This is a genomic window from Microcoleus sp. CZ3-B2 (genome assembly GCF_036705055.1).
GTDB lineage: Bacteria > Cyanobacteriota > Cyanobacteriia > Cyanobacteriales > Microcoleaceae > Microcoleus.
This window is the reverse complement of the sequence record NZ_JAUBTN010000027.1, coordinates 1-25,513: the sequence shown is the minus strand read 5'-3', so window position 1 is coordinate 25,513 and position 25,513 is coordinate 1. Positions and strand designations below refer to the sequence as shown.

At 45.6% G+C, this 25,513-nt stretch carries 23 protein-coding genes; 15 read left to right on the top strand and 8 right to left on the bottom strand.

Features of this window, described 5'->3' with window-relative positions:
* Positions 1–20: 20 nt before the first annotated feature.
* Positions 21–1,835, bottom strand: coding sequence for a translation elongation factor 4 (gene lepA / locus QUA97_RS14310; protein WP_333194984.1), 1,815 nt, complete (start codon positions 1,833–1,835; stop codon positions 21–23).
* A gap of 19 nt (positions 1,836–1,854) precedes the next feature.
* Between lepA and QUA97_RS14305 the strand changes: the two genes are divergently transcribed.
* Positions 1,855–2,172, top strand: a complete 318-nt coding sequence (locus QUA97_RS14305; RefSeq protein WP_333194983.1) for a hypothetical protein — start codon at positions 1,855–1,857, stop codon at positions 2,170–2,172.
* Positions 2,173–2,197: 25 nt separating this feature from the next.
* Positions 2,198–2,425 (top strand): hypothetical protein, encoded by a 228-nt coding sequence (locus QUA97_RS14300; protein ID WP_194011332.1) that lies wholly within the window; start codon positions 2,198–2,200, stop codon positions 2,423–2,425.
* A gap of 461 nt (positions 2,426–2,886) precedes the next feature.
* On the opposite strand, the gene QUA97_RS14295 is transcribed toward QUA97_RS14300, so the two are convergent.
* Complete coding sequence (locus QUA97_RS14295) at positions 2,887–3,144, bottom strand: hypothetical protein (protein ID WP_333194981.1); 258 nt, start codon at positions 3,142–3,144, stop codon at positions 2,887–2,889.
* Positions 3,145–3,430: 286 nt separating this feature from the next.
* Here QUA97_RS14295 and QUA97_RS14290 point away from each other — a divergent pair, with 286 nt between their 5' ends.
* Both QUA97_RS14290 and QUA97_RS14285 read left to right on the top strand, forming a co-directional pair.
* Positions 3,431–5,326, top strand: coding sequence for an ATP-binding protein (locus QUA97_RS14290; protein ID WP_333194979.1), 1,896 nt, complete (start codon positions 3,431–3,433; stop codon positions 5,324–5,326).
* A 1,015-nt stretch (positions 5,327–6,341) separates the two neighbouring features.
* The gene (locus tag QUA97_RS14285) at positions 6,342–7,154 is read left to right on the top strand and encodes a GAF domain-containing sensor histidine kinase (RefSeq protein WP_333194978.1); all 813 of its coding nucleotides are present in this window, start codon (positions 6,342–6,344) and stop codon (positions 7,152–7,154) included.
* A gap of 376 nt (positions 7,155–7,530) precedes the next feature.
* Here the strand turns inward: QUA97_RS14285 and QUA97_RS14280 are convergent, their stop codons facing one another.
* Complete coding sequence (locus tag QUA97_RS14280) at positions 7,531–9,069, bottom strand: PAS domain-containing protein (RefSeq protein ID WP_333194977.1); 1,539 nt, start codon at positions 9,067–9,069, stop codon at positions 7,531–7,533.
* Between the two features lie 316 nt (positions 9,070–9,385).
* On the opposite strand from QUA97_RS14280, the gene QUA97_RS14275 reads away from it, so the two are divergent.
* Positions 9,386–10,036: a DUF3386 domain-containing protein gene (locus tag QUA97_RS14275; RefSeq protein ID WP_194012901.1), complete on the top strand. Its 651-nt coding sequence runs from the start codon at positions 9,386–9,388 to the stop codon at positions 10,034–10,036.
* A 135-nt stretch (positions 10,037–10,171) separates the two neighbouring features.
* Entirely contained in the window at positions 10,172–10,411 is a 240-nt protein-coding gene (locus tag QUA97_RS14270; RefSeq protein WP_194012902.1) for a NifU family protein, read from the top strand.
* A 67-nt stretch (positions 10,412–10,478) separates the two neighbouring features.
* Here the strand turns inward: QUA97_RS14270 and QUA97_RS14265 are convergent, their stop codons facing one another.
* Both QUA97_RS14265 and QUA97_RS14260 read right to left on the bottom strand, forming a co-directional pair.
* The gene (locus tag QUA97_RS14265) at positions 10,479–11,129 is read right to left on the bottom strand and encodes an RNA-guided endonuclease InsQ/TnpB family protein (RefSeq protein WP_228050318.1); all 651 of its coding nucleotides are present in this window, start codon (positions 11,127–11,129) and stop codon (positions 10,479–10,481) included.
* 8 nt (positions 11,130–11,137) lie between these two features.
* Entirely contained in the window at positions 11,138–11,392 is a 255-nt protein-coding gene (locus tag QUA97_RS14260) for a hypothetical protein (RefSeq protein WP_333194976.1), read from the bottom strand.
* A gap of 716 nt (positions 11,393–12,108) precedes the next feature.
* Here QUA97_RS14260 and QUA97_RS14255 point away from each other — a divergent pair.
* The 5 genes from QUA97_RS14255 (at position 12,109) to QUA97_RS14235 (ending at position 18,853) form a co-directional block, all read left to right on the top strand.
* Positions 12,109–14,355, top strand: coding sequence for a glycoside hydrolase (locus tag QUA97_RS14255; RefSeq protein WP_333194975.1), 2,247 nt, complete (start codon positions 12,109–12,111; stop codon positions 14,353–14,355).
* A gap of 363 nt (positions 14,356–14,718) precedes the next feature.
* Entirely contained in the window at positions 14,719–17,256 is a 2,538-nt protein-coding gene (locus QUA97_RS14250) for a PAS domain S-box protein (protein WP_194070665.1), read from the top strand.
* 470 nt (positions 17,257–17,726) lie between these two features.
* Positions 17,727–18,119 carry a response regulator gene (locus QUA97_RS14245; RefSeq protein WP_194070666.1) on the top strand — a complete coding sequence of 131 codons (393 nt, stop codon included), beginning with the start codon at positions 17,727–17,729 and terminating at the stop codon, positions 18,117–18,119.
* Positions 18,120–18,320: 201 nt separating this feature from the next.
* Positions 18,321–18,539 carry a hypothetical protein gene (locus QUA97_RS14240; RefSeq protein WP_194070667.1) on the top strand — a complete coding sequence of 73 codons (219 nt, stop codon included), beginning with the start codon at positions 18,321–18,323 and terminating at the stop codon, positions 18,537–18,539.
* Between the two features lie 101 nt (positions 18,540–18,640).
* Positions 18,641–18,853, top strand: a complete 213-nt coding sequence (locus tag QUA97_RS14235; RefSeq protein WP_194070668.1) for a hypothetical protein — start codon at positions 18,641–18,643, stop codon at positions 18,851–18,853.
* A 174-nt stretch (positions 18,854–19,027) separates the two neighbouring features.
* Here QUA97_RS14235 and QUA97_RS14230 read toward each other — a convergent pair whose 3' ends face one another.
* Complete coding sequence (locus tag QUA97_RS14230; protein ID WP_194070669.1) at positions 19,028–19,171, bottom strand: chlorophyll a/b-binding protein; 144 nt, start codon at positions 19,169–19,171, stop codon at positions 19,028–19,030.
* A gap of 131 nt (positions 19,172–19,302) precedes the next feature.
* Here QUA97_RS14230 and QUA97_RS14225 point away from each other — a divergent pair, with 131 nt between their 5' ends.
* From QUA97_RS14225 to rnc, 3 genes are all read left to right on the top strand, one after another.
* Entirely contained in the window at positions 19,303–19,491 is a 189-nt protein-coding gene (locus QUA97_RS14225) for a hypothetical protein (protein WP_333194974.1), read from the top strand.
* Between the two features lie 550 nt (positions 19,492–20,041).
* On the top strand, positions 20,042–20,593 hold the full coding sequence (locus QUA97_RS14220; RefSeq protein ID WP_333194972.1) for an NYN domain-containing protein: 552 nt from the start codon (positions 20,042–20,044) through the stop codon (positions 20,591–20,593).
* 272 nt (positions 20,594–20,865) lie between these two features.
* On the top strand, positions 20,866–21,636 hold the full coding sequence (gene rnc / locus QUA97_RS14215; RefSeq protein WP_333194971.1) for a ribonuclease III: 771 nt from the start codon (positions 20,866–20,868) through the stop codon (positions 21,634–21,636).
* A 124-nt stretch (positions 21,637–21,760) separates the two neighbouring features.
* Here rnc and QUA97_RS14210 read toward each other — a convergent pair whose 3' ends face one another.
* Positions 21,761–22,690 carry a polysaccharide deacetylase family protein gene (locus QUA97_RS14210; protein ID WP_333194970.1) on the bottom strand — a complete coding sequence of 310 codons (930 nt, stop codon included), beginning with the start codon at positions 22,688–22,690 and terminating at the stop codon, positions 21,761–21,763.
* Positions 22,691–22,959: 269 nt separating this feature from the next.
* On the opposite strand from QUA97_RS14210, the gene QUA97_RS14205 reads away from it, so the two are divergent.
* Positions 22,960–23,388, top strand: a complete 429-nt coding sequence (locus QUA97_RS14205; protein ID WP_333194969.1) for a DUF1824 family protein — start codon at positions 22,960–22,962, stop codon at positions 23,386–23,388.
* A 319-nt stretch (positions 23,389–23,707) separates the two neighbouring features.
* Here QUA97_RS14205 and glgA read toward each other — a convergent pair whose 3' ends face one another.
* The gene (gene glgA, locus QUA97_RS14200) at positions 23,708–25,135 is read right to left on the bottom strand and encodes a glycogen synthase GlgA (protein ID WP_333194968.1); all 1,428 of its coding nucleotides are present in this window, start codon (positions 25,133–25,135) and stop codon (positions 23,708–23,710) included.
* Positions 25,136–25,513 lie beyond the last annotated feature (378 nt).

Here is a 25,513-nt window from a genome sequence, read left to right as displayed (position 1 = left end):
ACAAAATACCTACATACAAACTACGAATCGCGATCGAGCTTCAGCACAGCCATAAAAGCCTCCTGCGGCACATCCACAGTACCAACAGACTTCATCCGCTTCTTACCCTTCGCCTGCTTTTGCAGCAACTTCTTCTTCCGCGAAATATCACCGCCGTAACACTTCGCCAACACATCCTTCCGCAAAGCCGGAATATGTTCCGAAGCAATCACCTTAGCACCAATAGTTGCTTGAATGGGCACCTTAAACTGGTGGCGAGGAATCAACTCCTTGAGTTTTTCCGTCAAACCGCGGCCCACATTGTAAGCCTTATCCCGGTGCACAATCATCGCCAAAGCATCAACCGGATCGCCATTAATTAAAATGTCCAATTTCACCAACGGATTTTCGCGATAACCGATCAGGTGATACTCCATACTCGCATAACCGCGCGATCGCGATTTCATCTGATCGAAAAAGTCCGTCACCACCTCCGCCAAAGGCAACTCATAAACCAGCGTAGTCCGCCCCTGACTCAGATACTTCATATCCATAAAAATGCCCCGCCGATTTTGAGACAACTCCATCAGCGTCCCCACATAGTTTTCCGGCGACAGCATTTCTACCCGCACATAAGGTTCCTCAATCTTCTCCCGATACTGAGGATCTGGCAAGTGACTCGGATTGTCAATTGTTAACACTTCTCCCTTAATTGTTGTGACTTGATAAACCACAGAAGGAGCCGTAACAATCAAATCCAAATTGTATTCTCTCTCCAGTCTTTCCTGCACAATTTCCATGTGCAGCAAACCCAAGAAACCGCAGCGAAAACCAAATCCCATCGCGCTTGAAGTTTCCGGTTCGTAGGAAAGTGCCGCATCGTTGAGTTCCAATTTTTCTAAAGCTTCCCGCAAGTCGGGAAATTGGTCAGCATCGATCGGGAACAAGCCGCAAAAAACCATCGGCTTAGCCTCCGTATAACCGGGCCAAGGCTCCGGTGCAGGCTTCTTGACCAAAGTAATCGTATCGCCGACGCGAGCATCAGCTACTGCCTTAATTGCCGCACCCAGATAACCAACTTCCCCCGCGTGCAGTTCGTCTACTTGAACTTGAGTCGGTGAAAGCACGCCCAATTCATCAATGACATATTCCTTCCCCGAAACCATCAACAAAACCCGATCGCCCTTTTTGACACTTCCGTCCATCACCCGGAAATACACAATTACCCCGCGATAAGCATCGTAATAACTGTCAAAAATTAACGCCCTCAGCGGTTTATCAACAGTATCCTGCGGCGGCGGCACCAATTCGACGATCGCCTCCAAAATCTCATCAATACCAATTCCTTCCTTAGCAGAAGCCTCAATCGCCCCGCTACAGTCCAGACCGATAATTTCTTCAATTTCCCCTTTCACCCGTTCCGGTTCCGCCCCCGGCAGGTCAATTTTATTTAAAACCGGAATAATTTCCAAATTATTTCCCAAGGCAAGGTAGACATTTGCCAAGGTTTGTGCTTCCACACCTTGAGATGCGTCTACCACCAGCAGCGCCCCTTCGCAAGCAGCCAGCGATCGCGACACCTCATAGGAGAAGTCTACGTGTCCGGGAGTGTCGATCAGATTGAGCACGTACTCCTGACCGTCCTTGGCAGTATAATTCATCCGAGCCGCTTGCAGCTTGATTGTAATGCCGCGTTCGCGTTCGAGATCCATATTGTCTAAAAACTGCTCCTTCATCTGCCGTGCTTGCACAGTCCCAGTTTGCTGCAACAGGCGATCGGCCAAAGTGGATTTTCCGTGGTCGATGTGAGCAATAATCGAAAAATTACGAATGCGAGATACAGGAACGTTAGTCATAAAACCTATCGGCAAAATATTGACTTTTGTTGTATTGTACAGAAAGCTGTTGAACGGTTGGGGAAAAGCCGATCGCCAACATCCCCTCTCAAACCTCCAATCCAGTCAGGTTGCTCTACTCCCGGGCCTTCGCCACCTCAAAAATATTGGTGAGAACAAGCTGGCGGTTGACAACAACCAGATAATTTGGTCAAATTATGGAAGCGGGACGGTCAGGGTGTACAAAATACAGGTTTTGATCCGCTGCGAATCTCTACTAGGAGTAACGCATCACTTCCTTCACAACACTTCCTTCACAACAAAAAAGCGTAAATTCCTAGAAGGAATTGAAACTTAAGAATTAAAACTAGGATTTTTTAACTATGAGCGAGTCAAGTATATCCTCCCACAGTTCATCAGAAAAAGTGGAACTGTCCATCCATATCGATCCTGAACTGCTAGACCAAATTAAGCACTTGACCAATGACCCCAACAAAGTAATTGAAACAGCAATCAAGCAGTGGCTCAGAGGCGAACGCCGCGAAGACGATCGCGCTATGAGCTTGCGCCGCAACCCCCCAATCCCGCCCCGCGGTGAGTGGAACGACTGAGTTTCTCTCGCCCAAGACAGCGCCCGCAAATCTGCTGGCTGTGAAATTAGATCTCGCCCGCCCAAAATCAGGCTTCGAGAACCGGCAGATTTTGCCACGAAAGCTAGAAGTTTTTCCGAACTCGCGCCGGCCAACTCACAACCTCGGAACTTTTCTTTTTTATGAAGCAAAAAATGCGCGATCCATTCCCCGGCTTGATTTGTTCGCACCCTCAAATTTTGGCGTAATTTTCCAACTATATCGTTAATCCGTGCGCGCTACTAATTCCTAAATCTTAATTTTTATAGTTGAATTACCCAAAAATGCCGATCGCAAATAATTTTGAGTTTTGAGTTGAGTTATGAATAAAAAAATATTATTGGTAAACTCATTAATAATATCATGTCAGGTCTACGATCGCAACAAAAATGGTTCGTAGTACGTCTGGGACTCCGTAACCAGAAAACCGACGGTCGTCCGCACTATGAACCAATTTTAGCTCGGTCAATCGACAGGACACGATATAACTCAAAACGCAATGGAATCAGCCTAAAATATTTGTAAATTGTGAGTTGCCAGCTATGAATCATTAATTTAACAACCAACATTTTTGTATTGGCTCGATATAGCAAACGCGCCCGAAAAATATGAGGTTCTGCTATTACTAAAACACGATAGGAAGATGCTTTTTCATTCTTCCTATCCGTTACATCCGTTAAATCCAAAACAAACGAATTCATCTTCCATCTTCCGACTTCCATCGGACTGAAATCCCTTACATCCGTTACACAATCCGTTGCCTAACTTCCTTCTTCCTTCTTCCATAACTCACAACTTAACGATCGAAGCCCAAAACAATTTTGAGTCTTGAGTCTTAAACGATCGCCACCGCCCTGACGGTTAGGACATTCTCGCATTGCACTTTCCCCATGCGATCGATTGCAACAGAAGTCTGCCTTCTGCCTTCTGCTTCTTGCTATAAAAACTCAATACTCAAAAATCCGAATTACTTTTATCCCTAATCTGATGGACTCTAACACGGATTTCCGGCGATCGAGCCTCGCCTCTACAGCCTTTTTTGAAGAGTTAGGGGCAGAATTAGTATTTACCCAAGACGCAACGGGTCGATATCTATCTTTTTACTGGCAAAAAGCCGAACAGTACAACCTCAGTGCAGAACAAATTGTCGATCGCCCCCTCAGCGAAACCCTGCAACCAATCACCCCCGCACCTTATCTCGATCTGCTGCAGCGGGCGATCGAAACCCTCGTACCGCAAAGGTTCAGCTATCCATTTTGTCACGCCGGACAATATTTTCTGTTCGATTTGACAGTCACTCCGGCGATCGACTCAAACGGTAAAGCTGCAAAAGTCTTAGTTATGGGAAGGCTGCTGTCTGACAAACCCGCAGAATTGTCGGCAGATGCCCCAGAATTCATCCCAGATCCAGCATTGTCATCTACCCCGGACGATCGCGAACAAATGCTGTATTCAGCGAATCGCATCGGTATCACCCTCCCTTCCTACTCGGAAATCGACCGCAAAATCATCTCCGAAATCGCTAAAAATCTGCATAAAACCCTCGACTTAGAGACAATTTTGCAGCAAATAGCTAACAGTTTTGGTCAAATTTTAAATGCAAGTCGCTGCATTATATGTTCCTCCCAAAAACGAAGTGAAATAATCGAATTTTCACCATACATAGCCTCAGAAAGTCAACAGGATTTTCCAGTATTTACCCCCGAATTACAAGAATTAATTGCCAGCGATTGCTTGCCCCCGCTTTCTAGAAATCAAATCGACAGTCTCCAATCGAAAACTTTTAAAGTAGTAGCTGAGTACCGGCAAGAACCTTACTCTTCGATGCTCGGATTAGAACTCCGCGCCGCCGAACAGCCTGGGTGGATTCAAACTTTAGCCACTTTAAAACCCGTAGCAGTCGATTACGCCTCCCCCGTCGCCGATCCGTTCGATCGCCATTCCGCGCTCGTAGCAGCTACTTCCTATGAAGAACAACCCAATGCCCTGATATGTTTGCACCGCTGTGGCAGTTCCCCTTCCTGGAGTCCAATCGAGCTCGAATTCGCCCGCGAGTTAGTCGCTCAAGTCGGCAGCGCGATCGCCCACGCTACACTTTACCAAGAATTAGAACAAGCCCGCGCCGAAGCCGTCGCTCTTTCTCAACTTAAAAGTCAATTTCTTGCCAATACTTCCCACGAACTCCGCACCCCCCTCAACGGCATCCTCGGCTTCCTGAAACTGCTTCTAGACGGCATGGCCGATGACCCCGAAGAAGCGCACCAATTTATCGAAGAAGCTTATCGATCGGCCTTACACTTATTCAATGTGATTAACGATATTTTGGATATCGCTAAAATCGAAGCCGGCAAAATGGAGTTAGACTTCGCTCCCGTCAAACTCGGCGAACTGTTGCAGCAAGTTGAGAATTTTACACAAGTTCAAGTGCAGCAAAAGCGATTGCAATTTCAAATTCAAATCCCCGCAGCCGAGGACGAAATTGTGGTATACGGCAACTACCAACGCCTGCTTCAGGTAATATTGAACCTCAGCGGCAACGCAATTAAATTTACCCGAGAAGGGGGAATTCGCATCAGTGTCGAAGTTATCAAAAAAAAGGTGATTTTTCACAACCAGCAGTTCCCCGGCATGGTAAAAATTCGAGTTGCTGATACTGGGATTGGGGTTTCTCTAGACAAGCAAGATAAATTATTTCAGTCGTTTTTTCAAGTGGACGGCGCTCGCACCAGGCAATACGGCGGCACTGGTTTAGGATTGGCTATTTCTCAAAGACTAATAGAAGCAATGGGGGGTACAGTAAATTTTTACAGTATGGGGGAAGGACTAGGTTCGACTGTTACTTTTACTGTGCCGCTTTATCAAGAACCACTCTTTAAAAATTAACTAGGGCAATCGGCATATTGAAGGAAGAAAGAAGTTCAGCGTACTCGAAGTATACAAGATTTAACGGAGGTCATCGATAGGAAAAATCAGGAAGAAGCAAGAAGAATTTATAGTCTTGGATACAGAACCTTTATCTGTAGGATAGGCCCTAGCAAACTTACGGATATTTAACAAGTTTCAAGGATGGATCTTGAGGGAATTAAGAATCAGGAATCAGGAATAGGCAACAACCAAAATATAGCTATTCGTGCATGGTTTATATCAAATCATCTCTTCATCGGAATAGTAAATTCACTGTGAACAGTGAACAGTGAACAGTGAACATTGAACATTGAACAGTGAACATCATGTATGAGTGCAACCGGAATTGATATTACTTCCGTTTCGTCAATAAAATTTATCGATATTGGGCGATTTTGTTGCACACAAATTATATTACCAATAGCAGTATTAATTTTTACTTTGTCCGCAGTCAAGCTCCCTCATATCAAATCCTCTTTTCATCGGAATAGTAAATTCACAGTCAACAGTTAACAGTTAACAGTTAACATCATAACGAGTGCAACCGGAATTGATATCATTTGGTATTTTGGACTCAGATCGATCGCCCCCGTCGATGATGGGTCTCACCCAGAATTCGCATCACCCGAATCCGATGGGTACGGCTCAAAGCTCCTCTGTGTCAGTCTCCATGAGGACTTACACACCCGAATATACCCCTCAAATAGCCCACCTTACAAAAACTTAATGTCAACCTATAGGACTGATTAAGGTTGCCAATCCTTTAATGCAAACGACCATCGAGAAAACTTGGCACTCCAAATTGTATGTGAGAATCATAAAGACCCTGTAAAGCAACTGAGACTAGGTAGTAATCTTTAACTGCCTGTGTCAAAATTTGAGTGTAATTACGTAAGTCCCAAGTCGGACAGCCGGAGTCGGGCAAATTCAGTAAATTCCTGCTCTATTGGTGCAGTGGTAAACTGGTTGCTAGTCTGGTACAAAAAGGGTTGCTATGAATCAGCAAATATCAGCTCAATCGCAAAAACTTTTACTCCAAATTGGCAGAAAGATTCGTCGAAGCTTGGATCTCGATACTATTTGGCAGCAAACAGTTAACAGTCTGGGACAAACACTAGGCGTCAGCCGTTGCATCATGTGTCCCTATCCAAATTCTAGCCTGCAAGTCAAAGTAGCTGCTGAATACTGTCAAGAACCATTTCTACCCATGCTGGGAATGGAAATCTCGCTGACGTCAGCACCTCATTTCATTCAAGCTCTAGCTACCCTCGAACCGGTGGTAATAGAGTCCTTTAAAGCCGACGATATTTTTCAGAGACAGTCGTTGCTAGTGGTAGTTACGGCTTATCAAGAGCAACCTAATGGCATAATTAGCTTGCACCGGTGCGAGGGCGGATCGTCGAAGAAGGGTGGTAAGGCCGATCGACCTTGGACGAGTGGCCAGATCGAATTCGTGCAAGAACTTGCCGATCAAGTCGGAAGCGCGATCGCCCTCGCCACCCTCTACCAAGAGAGCAACCAGCGAGCACAAGGAATATCCCAGCTCAAAAAGCAATTTTTGTTTAGCGCCTCCCACGAGCTGCGAACTCCCCTAAATCACATCATCGGCTATCTTCAACTAACCCTAGACGATCAAGCTGACGATCCGATAGAGGAGAGAGATTTTATCCAAGAAGCTCACCGTTCGGCGCTCCACCTTTCTAAGGTAATTTCAAATATCTTAGATTACATTCAGTTAAGTGAAGTTTGCCAGACTCCCTCAGAGTTAGCCGCTTTCAGAAACAAGGAGGAATCTCAACACCAGTAAAAATTCGACCGCACATTAAAAAAGTAGACTATTTACCGTGCCAACAAGTATTCTGTCTCAAAAAAATGACACTTGCATCTATAGATTCCTTCAATAAAATCGGTTGCTGGCGACTCAATCATTTGTAGGTCATTAGGGTTTTATAAAAAATAGGATAGCAGCAGCTACCAAACATAACATCCGGATGTATTTATCATATTATGTGCGATCGAATTAATCCATAAAATAGGTTTGTAGTGAGGACTTTAGTCCTCATAAAGCTCAGAGCACTAAAGTCCTCACTACAAACTTGTAAGCGTTATTTTATTCCAATGATATTGCTATGCGAAGATTGTAATTTCGCACCTTTAATATTTTTAAACTCTGCTTGATGGAACTAAGAATCGCCCTTTTTCTTTGTAGTTTCGGGAGGGCTGACATAGCGCGCCCAAAAAGGTTCTTTCATATTTTTGATCGCTGCTAGTTTTTGGCGTTCCTCCTTTATGTGGTTGCGTTCTGAAAGGTCAGAAAATATGTTGATAATGCCAATGGTTTCGCCAACCGCACCTCGCACCGGTGCCGCCCAAAGCCAAACATCGATCGAACTACCGTCCTTTTTCAACAAACACACTTCCAAACCTTTGTGCAGTAAGCCATTACGCGCCGATGTCAGTAGCGCGGAAAAATTCTGCTTTTGTCCTAGAAGAATATTCGGTAAAGGTTGCCCCAAAGCCTCCGCTGCAGTCCAGCCAAAAAGTTTTTCGGCGGCACGGTTCCAGATAATAGTACGGCCATCATTGCCGGTACAATTAATCGCTAGCGGTGCCGATGCCACCTGCGCTATTATTAATTCGTTCGCGAGTTGTAGTTTTAATTCTACTTGCTTGCGATCGGTAATTTCCTGACAAGCACCCCACAAACGGACAACCCGCCCTTCAGCTTTGTCCCAAACCGCTTGCCAGCAATCGCGCACCCAGTGCACCTCGCCTTTTTTATTAACAATTCGGTACTCGTTTGCTCCCGTGCGGCTGAAACGACAACCTTCTAACTGTTTAATTAACCTTTCCTTGTCATCGGGATGAACGAGTTGGGAATTCCACCAACCAAACGATTCTAATTCTTCAGGAAGCACGCCCGTGAAGCGCTCAAAAGCTTCTGTAGCCCACTCGCCCACAAACTTGCCGTCTGGGAGTGACTTAAAAGAATAGGCAAAATCCGAAGTGATTTTCGACATAACTATGTAGTGCGATTCCGACTCTCGGAGTGCGATTTCTGCTTGCTTGCGCTCTCCGATTTCCCGCGAGTTAATTATAATTCCCTGCACGCTAGAATCGTGAACCAAACTATTACCTGTCGCCTCCATGCAGATCCAAGAACCGTCAGCGTGGCGTTTCCGATATTCGATCGGCCCAGCAATTCCCGGCTTTTCTAGCAATTTGCCAAAATAGGCCTGCCAAGCCAGCAAATCGTCTGGATGGATTAACTCGCCGTGAAACTTACCAATTCTTTCTTCTGAGTTGTAACCCAAAACCCGCTGCAGAGCTCCGCTGTGGTATCGCACTCCCCCGTCGGAGCCGATAATACTAATGATATCGGGAGAATTCCGCAGGATAGCTTGCACTTTGGCTTCGCTTTTAGTTAATGCTTGATTGTCCCTGCGGTGCTGGCTAATTTCTTTGTCTAACTGCTCCTTTAGCTGTCTAATTTGCGTTGCTTGCTGCGCGACTGTGCGTTCCAATAGGCGATTGTTTTTTTCTAGTTCAACCAACTTTTTCTCGTGATCGCTCGCGTTTTCTAACTGGCTGCTGGCTGCCACTTCCTGCAAACAATTGGATAGATTTTCTACGGTTTTTGTGAAAATAGCCTGTTGTGGGGGCGGCAATTCGCTAGCTTGTTCCTGCAACTTTTTTAAGTATTTGTAAACTGTTTCTAGCATTTTATTAATGGGGAGAATCTAATAGTTGCCACAGGTGTAACTTCTATCAAGCAGACTAAAGTTTTTTTCAAGATCACCCATAACTAAGATTAGTGTATCGCGATCGATCGCGATCTCAACAACCAGCTATGTTTTAAGTTTATTTTCGATCGTAGCAACCGACAAAAAAAGTAAATTTTTGTTGCGCTCAAATTAAGATCGCAGCAGCAACCTCAAGAAGTGCTAGTGCGAGAGTCGGGAAACCGCCTATGCGCTGAAGGTGGGGCCAGCCAGCCGTTAAGCTAAACTAGATGGGTGTCAACACAAAGAGGAATTTATGTCAGAGCAAGCCAACGCTCGCGATTTGTTTCGCGCTGCTTACGAACACCGCTACACCTGGGATGCCAATTTTCCCGGTTACAGTGCCGATATTGAACTCAAACAAGGCGACGAAGTATATACGGGTCATGTTTCCATCAAACCAGACATGAGCGTGGAAGTCAGCGGTATTGCAGACGAGGAAGTGAAGCAGAGCGTTTACACCCAAATGCGGGACATTGTTACCCACCGCAAGCGCTCATCATTTGAACAATCTCACGGCAAAAATAGCTTCACCCTCGGCGAGAAGGACAGCAGCGAGGCTGTGGATATTCTAGTGAAAGGCGACTCAATGGGCTCGAATTATAAAATCCGAGGTCTGTCAATTTGTCAAGTCAGCCGGGTGATGGGCCGCATGGCTTTCGTCATTGACACGCACAAAAGCTTGGAAACTCCCGAAGGTTCTTTGGCTAGCCACTACGATGCGGTTTTCCGCAACCCCGAAACCAACGAAATCATCAAAGAACTGGAATTTGAAGATACCTTTGACAAAATAGGTGACTATTATGTCATGACGAAGCAAGTAGTGCGATCGAAAGAAAAAGGTCAACTGACAACAACCGAATTTAACTATTCCAACATCAAACTGCTGCAACCAGCAGTAGTTTAATCTTACAGACTGGGGTGCGCGGCCCGTCGCCCACCCTAAAAATCGAAGTTGCGCGTCCAAGACGGCTGGATTTGGCAGCAACTCAGGCTACGATCGAATAAACCCAATATCAAGAAATTATTTCAGAGGCAAACTATGACGACACTAGCACTAACCAGAGATAACGTGGAAACAGTTCTCGATGAACTGCGTCCCTACCTGATTTCCGACGGCGGCAACGTCGAACTCGTAGAAATCGACGGCCCGGTAGTACACTTGAGACTGCAAGGAGCTTGCGGCTCTTGTCCGAGTTCCACAATGACTCTGAGAATGGGTATTGAACGCCGCCTGCGCGAAGCAATTCCAGAAATCGCCGAAGTCGAACAGGTAATGTAATTATTGACACTCCCCAGCTATCAGGCGTGGGGATTCTTGATTCGCAGGGATTCCAATGAATTTACCCTCAGCAAGCATCACAGGCGGTATACCCTAGGGCTGCAAGTCCTATGACTAGAACTACTTGAGCGACTGCGACATTTCTGTCGGTTGTATAACCGCAATTTGAGCAATTATGAGTACGCTCATCAAGCTCTTTTTTGCCTGTTTCAACACCGCAATCTGGACAAATCTGGCTAGTTTTATTGGCGTTTACCTTCTGAAAGTAAACGCCATATTTCAAGCAAGTTTGCTCTGGGATAGTGAAGAACTGACCCCAACCTGCGTCTAAGCAATGTTTCCCTAGCATCGCCCTAGACAGCCAAATCAGATTTAGATTCTTGACGAAAATCATCCCCAGGTCTTTGCAGATTTGATGCGATAATTTTCGATGCCAATCTTTTCTGACGTTAGCAACATACTCGTGCAATTGTCCCACTTTTTTCATAGCTTTACGCCAATTGTTCGAGCCTAGTTTTGTCCTAATGAGACGTTGTTGCAGCAATTTAAGCTGGCATTCTGCATCTTTAAAAAATCTTGGGCGCTTAACTAGAAGACCGTTAGAATTTCCTAAAAAATTAGTGAGTCCAACATCAATCCCGACCCCTTCACCGTGAGGCATTATATCGGGCATTGAAACGTCCCATTGTAGGGTTAAGAGCGCGCACCAACCGCTCAGCCTACGAATTATCCTTGCTTGCTTAATCGTTGTACCATCAAGGGATAGGACGTGATTGATGCAAGCTTAACTAAACCAATTTTAGGCAGATTCACCGCTTGATTTGGAACGGGATTAATCCCCAATTTTGGGAACACAAACGATCGCATTTTTCTTTTTTTCTTGAAATGAGGGAAACCGTGCTTTTGTTCCCACATAATTACGAAAGCTTTTTCAAGTCTTTTTAGTGTCTGTTGTAGAACCTGTACGGTAACGGCAGCCAAAGCGGGTATGTTTGCTCTTACCGTAGTTAAACTTTTGCACGGGCTTGCATAAGTTGGTCGTTTCGTTTCGGCTGGAATGATGAACTCAGATCGGATAGAGCAAGCGTGAATTCGACAGCTACGAGACTCAAACCAATGCTTGCGCTCTGCCAATGCGTAGTTATACACACGACGGCATTGCTCTAGCCAATCCTGAAAGATTGCTATCTGTCCTGTTGTTGGTTTAAGTTTAAATTCCTAGGTTAAATGAAACATTTGCTCTGTCCTCCTACCTGATTATTACACCATAGCCATGAGCAAACGTCCAGATGCTTTTTCAAAAAATATAATTAAAGCCGTCCACTGAAGAAGGGGCTTGTACCCAAATTTCCGGTCATTAGTCATTAGTCCTTAGTCCTTAGTCATTAGTCCTTAGAAAAGATCTCTTGCATAAATCTTCGATCGCTCTGTTAACCGCAGATTGCCAGCGGATAAACACTGATGGACGCAGATGCTTTTAATCTAGTCTGCGATGGAGTGCCATTGGTGTAAAATTGACCTACTAACTAATGACCAATGACAAATTACTAATTGTCTGGATTTGCTATCCGTTATTGACCGACAAGCCGATCGCTATTTTTGCCTTCAACCTTGGATCTGCAACACCAAAATTAAAATTACAAATTATAATTATTAATTACTAATGATCGATCGCCAACTACCCATTACCAAATTCGATGTCTCACCCCCTTTACGTAGCCTTCATTTGGCACCAACACCAACCGCTGTATAAATCCCGAGTATCCGCTACAGCAAAAGAGGCTCAATACCGACTGCCTTGGGTGCGCCTGCACGGAGTCAAAGACTATTTGGATTTAGTGCTAATTCTGGCAAAATATCCCAAACTGCATCAAACAGTAAACCTGGTTCCGTCCTTAATTTTGCAGATAGAAGACTGCATCGCAGACAAAGCATTAGACCCTTACTTGGCGGTAACTCTCAAGCGAGCCAATGATTTAAACATCGAAGAAAAAGAGTTTGTTTTAGAACACTTCTTTGATGCCAACTACCACACCCTGATTCAGCCCCATCCCCGGTACGCTCAACTCTACACTCAGCGACAGGAAAAAGGCATTCAGTGGTGCTTGGAAAACTGGACTGTCCAGGATTTTGGCGACTTGCTGGCGTGGCACAATTTAGCTTGGATCGATCCGCTGTTTTGGGATGACCCCGAGATTGCCGGGTGGCTGAAACAAGGACAAGGTTTTCGCTTGGCAGACAGAAAAAACATCTACGCAAAACAAAAAGAAATACTGTCAAAAATCATTCCCCAGCACCGTAAAATGCAAGCCCAGGGACAATTGGAAGTCTCCACAACCCCCTACACGCACCCGATTTTACCGCTGCTTGCCGACACCAACAGCGGCCGCGTAGCTATTCCTAACATGACGCTGCCAAAACATCGGTTCCAGTGGGCAGAAGATATTCCCAGACACTTGAGAAAATCCTGGGAAATGTATCAAGAAAGGTTTGATTGCCAACCGCGCGGTTTGTGGCCGTCGGAACAGGCGGTTAGCCCGGAAATTTTGCCCTACATTGCTAAACAAGGTTTTAAATGGATTGTCTCGGATGAGGCAGTATTGGGGTGGACAATTAAACAGTTTTTTAACCGGGATGGGGCGGGGAATGTTTACGAGCCAGAATTGTTGTATCGCCCTTATCGTTTAGAAACTCCTGATGGTGATTTGGCGATCGTATTTCGAGACCACAGATTGTCTGATTTGATTGGGTTTACCTACGGTTCTATGGAACCGGAAAAAGCAGCGTCAGATTTGGTGGGACACTTGGAGGCGATCGGCAGAACTCTCAAACACCGACAGTCAAGTGGCGAAACAGCTTTAGAAAATCCGTGGTTGGTGACGATCGCCCTAGACGGCGAAAATTGCTGGGAATTCTATCCCGAAGACGGCAAACCGTTCTTAGAATCACTTTATCAAACTCTCAGCGACAATCCAGATATCAAATTAGTCACAGTTTCGGAATTTCTCGACAAATTCCCAGCCACCGAAACAATACCCGCAGCCCAACTGCACACAGGTTCCTGGGTAGACGGTTCCCTGACAACTTGGATCGGCGATCCCGCGAAAAATCGCGCTTGGGACTTGTTAGGGGCCGCGAGACAAATACTGGCCAACCATCCAGAAGCCACGGAAGAAAGCAATCCCGAAGCTTGGGAAGCGCTTTATGCGGCCGAAGGTTCCGACTGGTTTTGGTGGTTTGGCGAAGGCCACACGTCAAATCAAGATGCTATGTTCGATCAGTTATTCCGCGAACACGTAGCAGCAATTTACGAAGCTCTCGGCGAGGCTGTACCCCCGGAAGTGCGGCGGCAAGTAGAGGCGCATCACGCGGCTGGCGATCGCGAGCCGCTGAGCTTTATTCACCCGATTATCGACGGTATCGGCAACGAACAGGATTGGGACAAAGCCGGCCGCATTGAAATTGGGGGAGCAAGGGGTACAATGCATCGGAGTTCGGCAATTCAGCGGCTTTGGTACGGAGTCGATCACTTGAATTTTTACCTGCGCGCCGACTTCAATGCTGGGGTGCGGCCGGGTATTGATTGCCCGCCGCAGTTAAACTTGTTCTGGTATTATCCCGATCGCACGATGCACAACAGTCCGATCCCACTGTCGGGTTGGCCCGACGAAGCACCGCTCAACTATCGGTTCCACCATCAGTTAGAGATTAATTTGCTGACGAAATCGATTTGGTTTCAAGAAGCAGGAGAGGGCGATGAGTGGCATCCCCGCATCAGCAGAACCCAAGTGGGACTGGATAAATGTTTGGAGATAGCAGTGCCCTGGGCGGATTTGCAAATTATGCCAGACTGGCAAATGAAGCTGATTGCGGTTTTATCGGAAGGGGAGCGTTATTCTAGTTGTATGCCGTTCGATTCTTTGATTGCGATCGGAATGCCGTAAAGAGTCATTAGTTAGTAGTCAGTAGTCAGTAGTCAGTAGTCAGTAGTCAGTAGTCAGTAGTCAGTAGTCAGTAGCCAGTAGTCAGTAGTCAGTAGCCAGTAGTCAGTAGTCAGTAGTCAGTAGTCAGATTATGTTTGATTGTGTCCGGTAGGTCGATCGCTAAAAAAGAGGTTCGATCGTTCGGACTTTAGTCCTGTATTTTCCGAGGACTTCAGTCCTCACCACAAACCAGCTAGAAAAGAGGTTCGATCGTTCGGACTTTAGTCCTGCATTTTCCGAGGACTTCAGTCCTCACCACAAACCAGATAGTAAGTGAATTCACATGAAATTAAATCATTATTTATGAGGAAATAAATCAAATTAATGAACCGCATTTTGCTCTTGGTCGATCGCCACCAACAACCTAATTTGCCGATCGCACACCTCAACACCCAACATGAGGTGATCGTACCCGATCGCACTTGCGAACCAAACTCAGAAGTTCACATTCCTAAAATTGCTTTTGACTTGTGCATTCTCGACGAGGCAAATTTCGATCGCCTCGGGCCGCTGATAGAAGCATTAAAAACAGCCGCCGAGCCGATATTTTTACCGTTTTTGCTCCTGGGCACATCCCAAACCCCCGCCCTCACCGAGCCGCCTTTTGGGCAGCAAACACAAAAACTCGATCGCCGAATTGACGATTTAATCGTAACTCCCGTAGAGGCCGCCCAACTGCACTTGCGGGTAGAGAATTTGTTGGCCCGCAGGAAGCTGTCGCTAGAAGTCCACAGACTCCAAGAAATAATTAAACAACGCACTGTTAGCGAAAGTTTGTTAATTGATTCGCTGCAAACGGCCAACAAAAACCTGCAACAGGAAATCGCTAAGCGGGCCGAGGCAGAAGCTGCACTGCGAGAAAACCTCTATCTCGACTTGCTGATGAATGCCATGCCAGATATTGTCTGCTTCAAAGATGGCGAAAGCAGATGGCAGGAGGCAAATCAAGCAATACTGGAATTGTTCGAGCTATCAGCAGATGAATACCGTGGCCTGACAGATTCTCAGCTAGGAAAACTCAGCCCTTTTTATCTGGAGGCGCTACAGGCGTGCGAGGTGAGCGATCGAGCCGCGTGGGAAAAAGGTATGCTTTCTAGGGGTGAAGAAGTGATTCCCCAATCGAACGGTACTGTGAAAATCTACGACGTGATTAAAGTACCCCTATTTCACCCTGACGGCAGACGCAAAAGTATCGTGATTTTGGGTCGCGACATCACCGAATACAAGCAAGCTAGAGATGAACTCGTCCGCTTAGCGTCCATTGTCGAGTCCTCTGACGACGGGATCGTCGGCAAAACCCTCGCCGGGACAATTCAGAGCTGGAATGCAGGAGCCCAGAAGATTTACGGCTACTGTGCGGCGGAAGTCAAGGGGAAGTCGATCGAAATTTTAGCAATACCCGAACGCCCCAAGGAAATGCCCCAAATTCTGGAAAATATTCGGGCTGGAACCACTATCGACCATTACGAAACCGTACACTTACACAAAAACGGCGAACAGATAGATGTGTCCCTGACGATTTCTCCGATTAAAGACGCTAAAGGAATGGTGACGGGGGTTTCGACAATCGCTCGCGACATCAGCGACAGCAAGCGAGTTGAAAAAGCCCTAGAACAACTCCGCCACCAAACAGAAATGATTTTGTTCTCCGCCGGGGAAGGCATTTGCGGGTTGAACAAACAGGGAAAAGTAACTTTTGTCAATCCGGCGGCGGTGAGAATGGCCGGCTGCGACTCGAAGGAATGGATCGATCGACCGCTCTATGAAACCATAAACCGTTCTCACGAAGAATGCTCGCGGGCGATCGAGCTTTTGTCGCCTGCAACTGTCATCAATTCTACTTCTGAACTTGTCGCCGACTGCGCCGCCGCGCCAACGGGAAAACTGCCCTTGCGGGTAAGTTCTCAAATTTTAGACACCTTAGCAGACGGAGAGGTTCGGCGCGTTAATGATGAAGTTTTTTGGCGGGTTGACGGCAGCACTTTTCCGGTGGAGTACGTTGTCGCTCCGATGCGAGAACAAGGCCAAATTATTGGAGCCGTGGTGACTTTTAAAGATATCACCGATCGGCTTGCCGTCGAGCGCATGAAAGATGAATTCATCTCCGTTGTCAGCCACGAACTGCGGACACCGATGACTTCGATTCACGGCGCTCTAGGCCTCCTCAACAGCGGTTTGCTTGACGTTCACCCTCACAAAGCCAAGCGGATGCTGGAAATTGCTGTCACTAATACTGACCGCTTGGTGCGCTTGATCAACGACATTCTCGATTTAGAGCGCATGGAGTCGAGTTACAGCACTGCCGTCAAACAAACTTGCAATGTTGCTGAGCTGATGTTGCAGGCGACTGACGAGATGCAGGGCATGGCGCTACAGGCGGGAGTTATTTTGTCCGTCAGGCCTGTGGAAGCTCTGTTGCGGGCTGTGCCCGATCGGCTAATTCAAGCCTTGACAAATTTGCTCAGCAATGCTATTAAATTTTCTCCGTCAGGGGCTACGGTTTGGCTGAGCGGGGAGTTGATGCACGATCGGGATTTGACAGCCCGATCGGACTTGAAGTCGCTATCCTCTCCTCATGCTGTCGCCACCAATCCGCACTTGTCGTCCGTGAGTTCGTCTATCGTGATTGCTGTCAAAGACCGAGGGCGGGGCATTCCGGCAGACAAGCTAGAGATCATCTTTGAACGCTTTCAACAGGTGGATGGTTCTGATTCTCGCCAGAAAGGAGGTACTGGTTTGGGGCTGGCTATTTGTCGCAGTATCGTACAGCAGCACGGGGGCAGGATTTGGGTAGAGAGTGTTTTGGATGAGGGCAGCACTTTTTTCTTAAGTCTGCCAATTCTCGGAGAAGGGCAAAGTTAAGGGAAGGCAGAAGGTATTCGATTTTAGATTTTAGATACTTCGGCTTGCTTAGGCTACGCCAGCGGACAAGTCGCGAGCGTACAAGTTTTTGATTTTAGATTTACTTGCAGCAAGGTTCGTAGTGTGAACTAAAGTCCGCAGCTTTTTCGGACTAAAGTCCGAACGATCGAACCAATCTTAGTGCTGTCAATTGACCGGATAGGATATTACAGCTAAGGCCGGCAAAGTTATATTAAAAAAACCAGGTTTATTTGGTAATTGCAGTGGGTCCAAGATTGTTATTTTTGCTAGGATAGATGCGCCGGAACGGCCTAAAATCGGGATTTGAGGTCAAAAAGCCGATTTTTAGGGTGGAAAGATTTTACTGTTTTAAAAATTTAGTGTAAAGTTCGATCTGGCAAAACACTTTGCTTTACCAAACATTCACATTTCGCCTTTAATCTGAGAATAAGTTCTGATTGTTAAAAAAAATGTTAATTTTGAATGCCAAGCGCATCTTGGTAATTGACGATGCGGAAGATATTCGGGAAGTGGCTCAAGTGAGTCTTGAGGTAGTAGGCGGCTGGGAAGTCCTGACGGCGAGTTCTGGCCGCGAGGGCGTGGCTAAGGCTCTTGCAGAACAGCCTGATGCTATTCTCTTGGACGTGATGATGCCGGATCAAGACGGGCCTACTACTTTTAAACAGTTACAAGCTAATGATGCTACGCGGCACATTCCAGTAATTTTATTGACGGCTAAGGCTCTCGCTAGCGACAGGCGAATGTTCGCAGATTTAGGCGTTGTCAGTGTGATTGCTAAGCCTTTTGAACCGATGGTTTTGGCTGCTATGGTGGCTCAAGCTTTGGGCTGGGAGGAAGCATAGGTCGATCGCCCCTATTGAATTCTTTAGCCTTTAAAATAATTACTCCTGCTGAGCGATCGGATAAATAATAATTAGCAGGAGTATTTTGCTTTTTGTAACAATTTGCTCATCTTCATAAGTTCTTCAGTTTTTAGTTTTAGTTTTAGTACATGGTCGGGGATCGCTCCTGACAGTTGGCAGACACCTTTGGAGAAGACGACTATGCCCTCAGCTTACATTTTACTACTGATAGTTTCTCTGGCAGCCGTCTGGATTTACTGGCAAACCTCTCAAGATATTTTTGTACTTGTGGCTGTGGCCGGACTAGGTTGTTTTCTTTGGGGTTTTTCTGTCGCGCCTTGGATGGTTCAGCTTCTGATTGTGATGTTACTGCTGAGTCTTCAAAAGTGGTACTTACGAGACACTCAAAGTTGTGAGTGAAAAAAAAATTTGTTGTGTCTGAAATTAATATCCGCCTCCATTCGTGAATCTCTGCAATGAATTGCCGATCGCTCCACGTCTTAAATAAGGTTTAAAATATCATGAATAGTTGCCCTTGTTGTTCTTCTACACTGCTCCGCCACGCTCGCCACAATCGCATTTACTGGTTCTGCTCCCACTGCTGGCAAGAAATGCCGGATCTGTCGGAGATGATTTTAAATAACAGTCTGCGGTCTCGCCAACGGGAGGGTTTAGTGAAGCTTCCGGCTTTTACTCCTAAATCGAGGATGTTGGGTTCGGTAGGAATTGCTTAGTGAGGATAAATATTCAGACGAAAAAAATGATAGTACCATCGGTTTTAATTTTTGATAAAAAATGCAAAATCCCCTTCGTTATCAATGAAGGGGACTTATTAGCGGGCGGGGCGATCGCACTTGTCAAGGGGGTCGATCCCCACAAATTACAGCTATTTTATGGAGTTAAGCTGATTACATCAAACCGATTTGAGAGAGAATGCCTTGACCGGTGAGGAGTTCGGTAGCTAAGCCGATCGCAAAACCTAGCATTGCCAAACGACCGTTCCAGGTTTCAGCGAACTCAGTGAAGCCTACTTTTGCGTCTTTGTTTTGCACGATCGGATACCTCGTTTAATTTCAACCTTATGTAACTAAACTTAACACAACAGTAGAAACATTGCAACATATTTTTACATTTAGTTTTCAAATGCTGGCGATAAGCGGGACGGGCCCACGGGGAGAGGGGCTTGTGGGCAATCGCAGATGGGGGGCGAGAAACCGGGTTTCTTGGGATATTTCTCGTGACTCGCCGCCAAAAACTGGTAGAAACCGGGTTTCTGAGGGTGCGTAACTGGCGGTATCAGGTGGGTGAAAATCTCAAAGGGCGATCGCACATGGGGGGCGAGAAACCGGGTTTCTTGGGATATTTATCGTGACTCGTCGCCAAAAACTGGTAGAAACCCGGTTTCTGAGGGTGCGTAACTGGCGATATCAGGTGGGCGGAAACCCCATTCAGATATATATAAAGATGTCAGAAAAATAATTTTTACCGAATACTTGACATCCCATAATTAAAATGCCATGCTCAAAGCACAGCTAAAACAAAATATCGCATTCAAAATTAAGGAATGTTGATTGAGTCGTCTTAGCTACAGGGTTTATAGAACTCAAAGGAGTTTCTAGCACCCCGTTGAGCGGAAAGAACGTCTAATGTCGTTTTAACAAGTTTGATACAAGCTTGACAAAATCGAAACATCATTGAGTTAGATTTCCCTTCAACGGTGTGCTACTAAACTCCTTTGAGTTCTGTAAGCCCTGTAGCTAAGACGCTAATCAAATCCCAACAAAATTACAGTGTTTTGTGGTAACAGATTGTCCTGTGCTGAGATGCTCATTTTTGAGCAAATCCACAAGCAACTTTCCATTAATGCTAGATGCGCGATACGTCGAGGCTGTCCAGTCAACCTCTTTGTAGGACACAATCAAATGACGGACAATCATCGAACCGCAGGCAAACAAAAAAGCAAGTCTCAGCGAGTTGCCATGTTTTTGGATTCTCAGAACGTCTACTTAAAGCCAAATCAAGCTGAATTACTGCTGGCTTTTGCCAAATCACAAGGACGTTTAGAACCGCCTAAAAGTTACTACAATTCGCAGAAAGAAAATCAAGATACCCACAATACTCGGCTAGAAAAGCAGGGTTTTAAAGGCGTTGATGTCCCCGATGGTAAAAACAGTGCAGATAAACAATTGGTGTTTGACTGTATCAAACGAGTGGCAATGAAGCCTTCTCTGGACATAATTATCCTAGTCTTAGGAGATAGGGACTTTGCAGGTTTAATCACCGTTTTGAAGGCTTTGGGTATAACAGTCATCGTTTTTGCACGGCGTAAAAGTGCCAGCCAAAAACTGATTAACCTCGTTGGTGAGGATAACTTTCATTATGTAGACGAATTGTCTCATTTGTGTGCAGGATTGAAGCCACAACTTAAAAATCAAAAAGAGTTATCAAGAAAAGCAGATCAATTATCTGCATAAAGTTGCACAGTCCGCCAGGGAATGAATTCCCTGTCTAATAGCTAAAGTCGGTTAAAACCGACTGACAGACAGTTAAAAAACACAATCTTCAGTCCTCTTAAGAGGACTTTAGCTATGAGCCAGGGGTTTTAACCCCTGGCGGACTGACGGACTAACCGGGTAATACTAAAACTGCCCAATATCTGTTAAAATCAACCCGGCCGCAGATAGCAAAAATCCAGTTTATTTGATAAACTAGATGCTCCAAAGCAACCGCTATTTGCGGCTCCTTCATGTCTGCCAACATAACAACACCCAACTCCAAAAGCAATAACAATTACCAAACTCCCATGCGCCCGATTAATCAAACACAAGAACTCGAAATAACCATTCCCGAATTCAACAATGAAAAACTGCTGCGCCAAGCCCTAACCCACCGTTCCTACGTCAACGAAAACCCCACATTCCGCGAAGAAGACAACGAACGCTTAGAATTTCTCGGCGATGCTTTGCTGACTTTTCTCAGTGGCGAATATCTCTATCAGCGCCACCCTGAAATGGGAGAAGACGAAATGACTCGCCGGCGTTCTGCATTAGTAGATGAAAGACAATTAGCCAGATTTGCTACTGAAATCAGTTTAGACTTAAAAATGCGACTCGGCAAAGGAGCTTATCGAGAAGGTGGGATTACTAATCCAAATTTGCTCAGCAGCACCTTTGAAGCATTCATTGGCGCTTACTATCTGGACACGGAAGATATGGACAAAGTTCGCGAGTTTGTGTGGCAAATGTTTGATTCTGTTCCCGAAAATGTTGTGGAAACGCGATCGACTGTAGACTCGAAAAACCGATTTCAGGAGTGGGTACAAGCCAACGGTGAAGCGACTCCGCCCAAATACGTCACAGTCCAAGAAGGAGGTACGCCCCACCAGCCCAAATTTCTCGCTAAGGTTTATGTTGCAGAGAAATGCTATGGAGAAGGGAAAGGCAAAAGCAAGAAAGATGCTGAGAAAAATGCGGCAGAAGATGCGCTAGCAAAGCTCAAAAAACGCGGACTGATCTAAACGTGCAAATATCAGTAACAGCTACTAGCTTTTTTGCACGATCGCACAATGGCGCGCGCCTCCCCAACTTGCGGATAAACGAGCAAAATTAAGGAAATAAACCACAATAAAATGCTACTTAAAGCTACTCTTTCTTTCTGAGAGTAGAAGCTTTTTTAGCAATCTGAATTAAACCTTGCTGCGACATATATTTATCCACAGTGATGCGAGAAATGCGGTAGTTATTTTTGAGTCTGTTTGCTCTGAAGAAATTGTCATTGTACAAAAAACCAGTTAAATGATATTTAGGCAAAATCTTTTCCACTTGTCTGTTTGATGCGCCGTAGGGATAAGCTATGTGAGCGCCAATAATCTTATTTTTGTCCAAATCTCCCATACATTTTATCAATTCAGACTTAGATTGGGCAATTTCAAATTCTAATTCTTTTGCGCTAATTTGAGTGAAGTTTTTGTGAGAAAAACCGTGAGATTGAACGTCATAAAAACCTTGTTTATATCCGTATCTTAAATCATTGCAACTAGCGTGGGCTATGAATTTCTTACCCATATCCACACCTAAGAACTGAGGATTGACAAATAACACAAATTTGCCTTTTTTCTGGTGGACTGCTGAAAGTTTTTCTAAGACGGGAAGTGCATTTACATGAACGCCTTTATACCCGTCATCAAAGGAGATCATAATCGGTTTTTGACCCAATCTTTGAGGTGGTATTGGCTGGGACTTTTTGATAAAGTATATGTACAGGTCTTGAGATGATAATAACCAATAGTTTTCTTTCATTATATATTCTAAAAATACTGAAAAATCTTGTTTGGTGTAGTCTATGGAAAAAGCAAGGCGCTTTGGTGGCACTTGGGCGGGATTGCGAGTGTCTACAATGTCGTGAAAGCCGATTAAAGGAATTTTGATGAAATTAGATTCTACTGTCCAGCCAGAAATACCTATACAGATGCTAAATATTAGGAATAAGTAGAGGGGTTTGGCTTTCTTTAGCAACCTAACAATAAATTTCCTCACAAGTTTTAGGTCTTTCGATAATTGCTCTAACTTCATAATTTATTTACTCATTTGTGTGCTTTTTGTCTATACTTTTAATAGAGGCAAATTCAGCTAAGTTGACATTTTTGTGATATTTTTTGGGAATCTAGGTAGATTGTGCGAGGCAGTAGGTCGATCGCCCAAAATGATTTCCCGATCCACAATTAGGCTATAATCGGGGCTGGCGCGAGTGTTACCGCCGTCGATCGAGGGTTGCAATGGCAGAAATCCGTTGACGAGTGCCCGAGTGTCGATCGTACTTTTGGTAAATATCAGAGCAATTCATGTCTACTCAAAACCCGACTACCCTGACTGTTGAAGCAGCACAGCAAATCCTCAAAGATTTTACTTGTCTGGATATGCAATCTGTAGCGTCGCCGCTGGAAAAACAGGCGTTGCGTCAAGCGATTTTGCTGGTAGCAAGTTTGTCGGATTATCAAATGCTGGGAGTTTGCGCTGCTTCGACGGATGAGGGTTTTTTAGCTTTAGAAACTTATTTGAAAGCTTTCGGATATCAAGCTGTTTTAGATCCAAATACTGGTTCGACCTTTACCGGTTCGGTTTATATTAAGTTCAATACTTTGAAGGGTTCCTATTATGTTGATGGTTATCCGGGAACTTACCGAGGAGTTTTAGTGTCGTGTCAATCTTCTTCGGAAGATGGAGTTAGCGGGACTTACGGTCATTTACCTCTCGATTTATTTGTTGATTAATTTGTCAGTAGTCAGTAGTCAGCAGTCAGCAGTCATTAGTCAGCAGTCATTAGTCAGCAGTCAGTAGTCAGTAGTCAGTCGATCGACTAAATTGAATCAAACAGCGACTGACGCACTAAGCTGTAGGGTGCGTCAGCCGATCGCCCTTCGATTCAGTTGAATCAAACACCGACTGATATCAATTCCGTTAGCATCGGAATGATATAAATGGAGGACACGGCAGTGCCGTTTCCCTACCGCGATCAATTGTAGGGAAACGGCACTGCCGTGTCCTCGCTTGTCATTCCGGTGCAGCCGGAATTGATATGACTTACTAAGATTAACCCTTACCACCGCTCAATTCGGGTTCTGGTTCCGGTGCATTTTCTTCGGGCGATATCCCCAAAATATCGCTGTACAAATTGACATATTTCTTGGCAGAAATATCCCAGCCAAAATCTTCTCTCATGCCGCGCTGTTGAAGTTCTTTCCACTTATCTTTGTAGCGGAAACCTTCCCATGTTCGGATCATGCAGGTGAACAAGTCGAGGGGCTCGTAGCGATCGAAGCAGTAACCTGTACCGGTATCATTAATTGGGTCGTTGTGGGAAACGGTATCGACTAAACCGCCGGTGCGGCGCACCATTGGGACGCAGCCGTAGCGGAGGGCGAGCATTTGACTGATGCCGCAGGGCTCGAAACGGCTGGGCATCAGGAAGGTGTCGCAGCCTGCGTAAATGCGCCGGGAGAGCGCGTCGTTGTAGAGTAATTGGGTGGACATCCGACCGGGATAGCGGGCTGTCATTTGCCAGAGTTGGGTTTCGTAGTAGCGATCGCCCGTTCCGAGTACAATAAACTGAGCGTCGGTATAGGCCATGAAGCGATCGAGCATTTGAATGATCAAATCCAATCCCTTCTGTTCTACCAGCCGCGTCACCATGCCCATTAAAAAGGCACCTTTATTCACTTCCAAACCGACTTCTTCTTGCAGCGCAATTTTGTTAGCTGGGCGCTTTTCTAGCGTATCAACACTGAATTGTTGATGGAGGTACTTGTCAGTTGCTGGGTTGTAAGATTCTGTATCAATTCCGTTCAAAATTCCCGATACTTTACCGCCAATGTAAGACAGCAAACCTTCCAAAGTTTCGCCGTAAGCTGGGGTTTTTATTTGCTCGGCGTAGGTTGGCGAAACTGTATTTACGCGATCGGCAAACTGTACTGCAGCAGCCATTGTATTGTGACCTTGCATATACCAGGGGCACCAAGTCATCTGTTCCAAACGCCAGCGCCACGGCCCTTGATAAGCTAAATTGTGAATAGTAAAAACCGTGCTGATATCGGGGTCAGGCTTCATCCAAACAGGTATCATCCCCGTGTGCCAGTCGTGACAGTGGATAATTTGGGGTTTCCAGTAATTCCAGGCAAATTCAGCGGCAGCATTAGCAAAAAAAGTGAACCTCCAATCTTCATCTACGCCGCCGTAAACGCGGCGCGGCAAGAAAGATGGATGTTGCAATAAGTATAAAGGTACATCGGTTCCCGCCAAAACACTTTCAAAGACTGAGAAATTTTGGAACATCGCCGCCCCATTCCAAACAGGTTTTTTGGGAACGTCCATTTTGTCGGGAACGAAGCCGTAGTAGGGCATGAAGATGCGGACATCGTGTCCCATGCGCCGCAAAAACTTAGGCAAAGCGCCGACGACATCGCCCATGCCGCCAACTTTGGCGAGGGGTGCTGCTTCGGCGGATACAAATAAAATTCGCATTATTTTTGTGTGTTCCTTGGAATAGTTAGTCTAGAGTGAAATACCTAGCACTGACCTTCGGTGAGCGTGTAGGCTTCGTGTATCATCTGCCGTTGCACGGCGTTGGGTATCTCATTACTGAGATTCGTCACTGAAGACGATCCGAGTCTGACACTGCATCTCTAGCTTTGCAGCCTTTATCCCTTCGTAGGGAACCCACGCAGAAGTCCTGTTTCCCAAGACCAAAAACTGTTTTCGTACAACAAACATGGTTTATATTTTACGGTAGGGCGTTACCTTGCCAACCAGCGGTCTGTTTTTTCCGTTACATAAGACTTACCCAAAGCTACCCAGCTTTATACAAAGCTGGACTTTGAACCTTACTTCCTGTTTCATTCT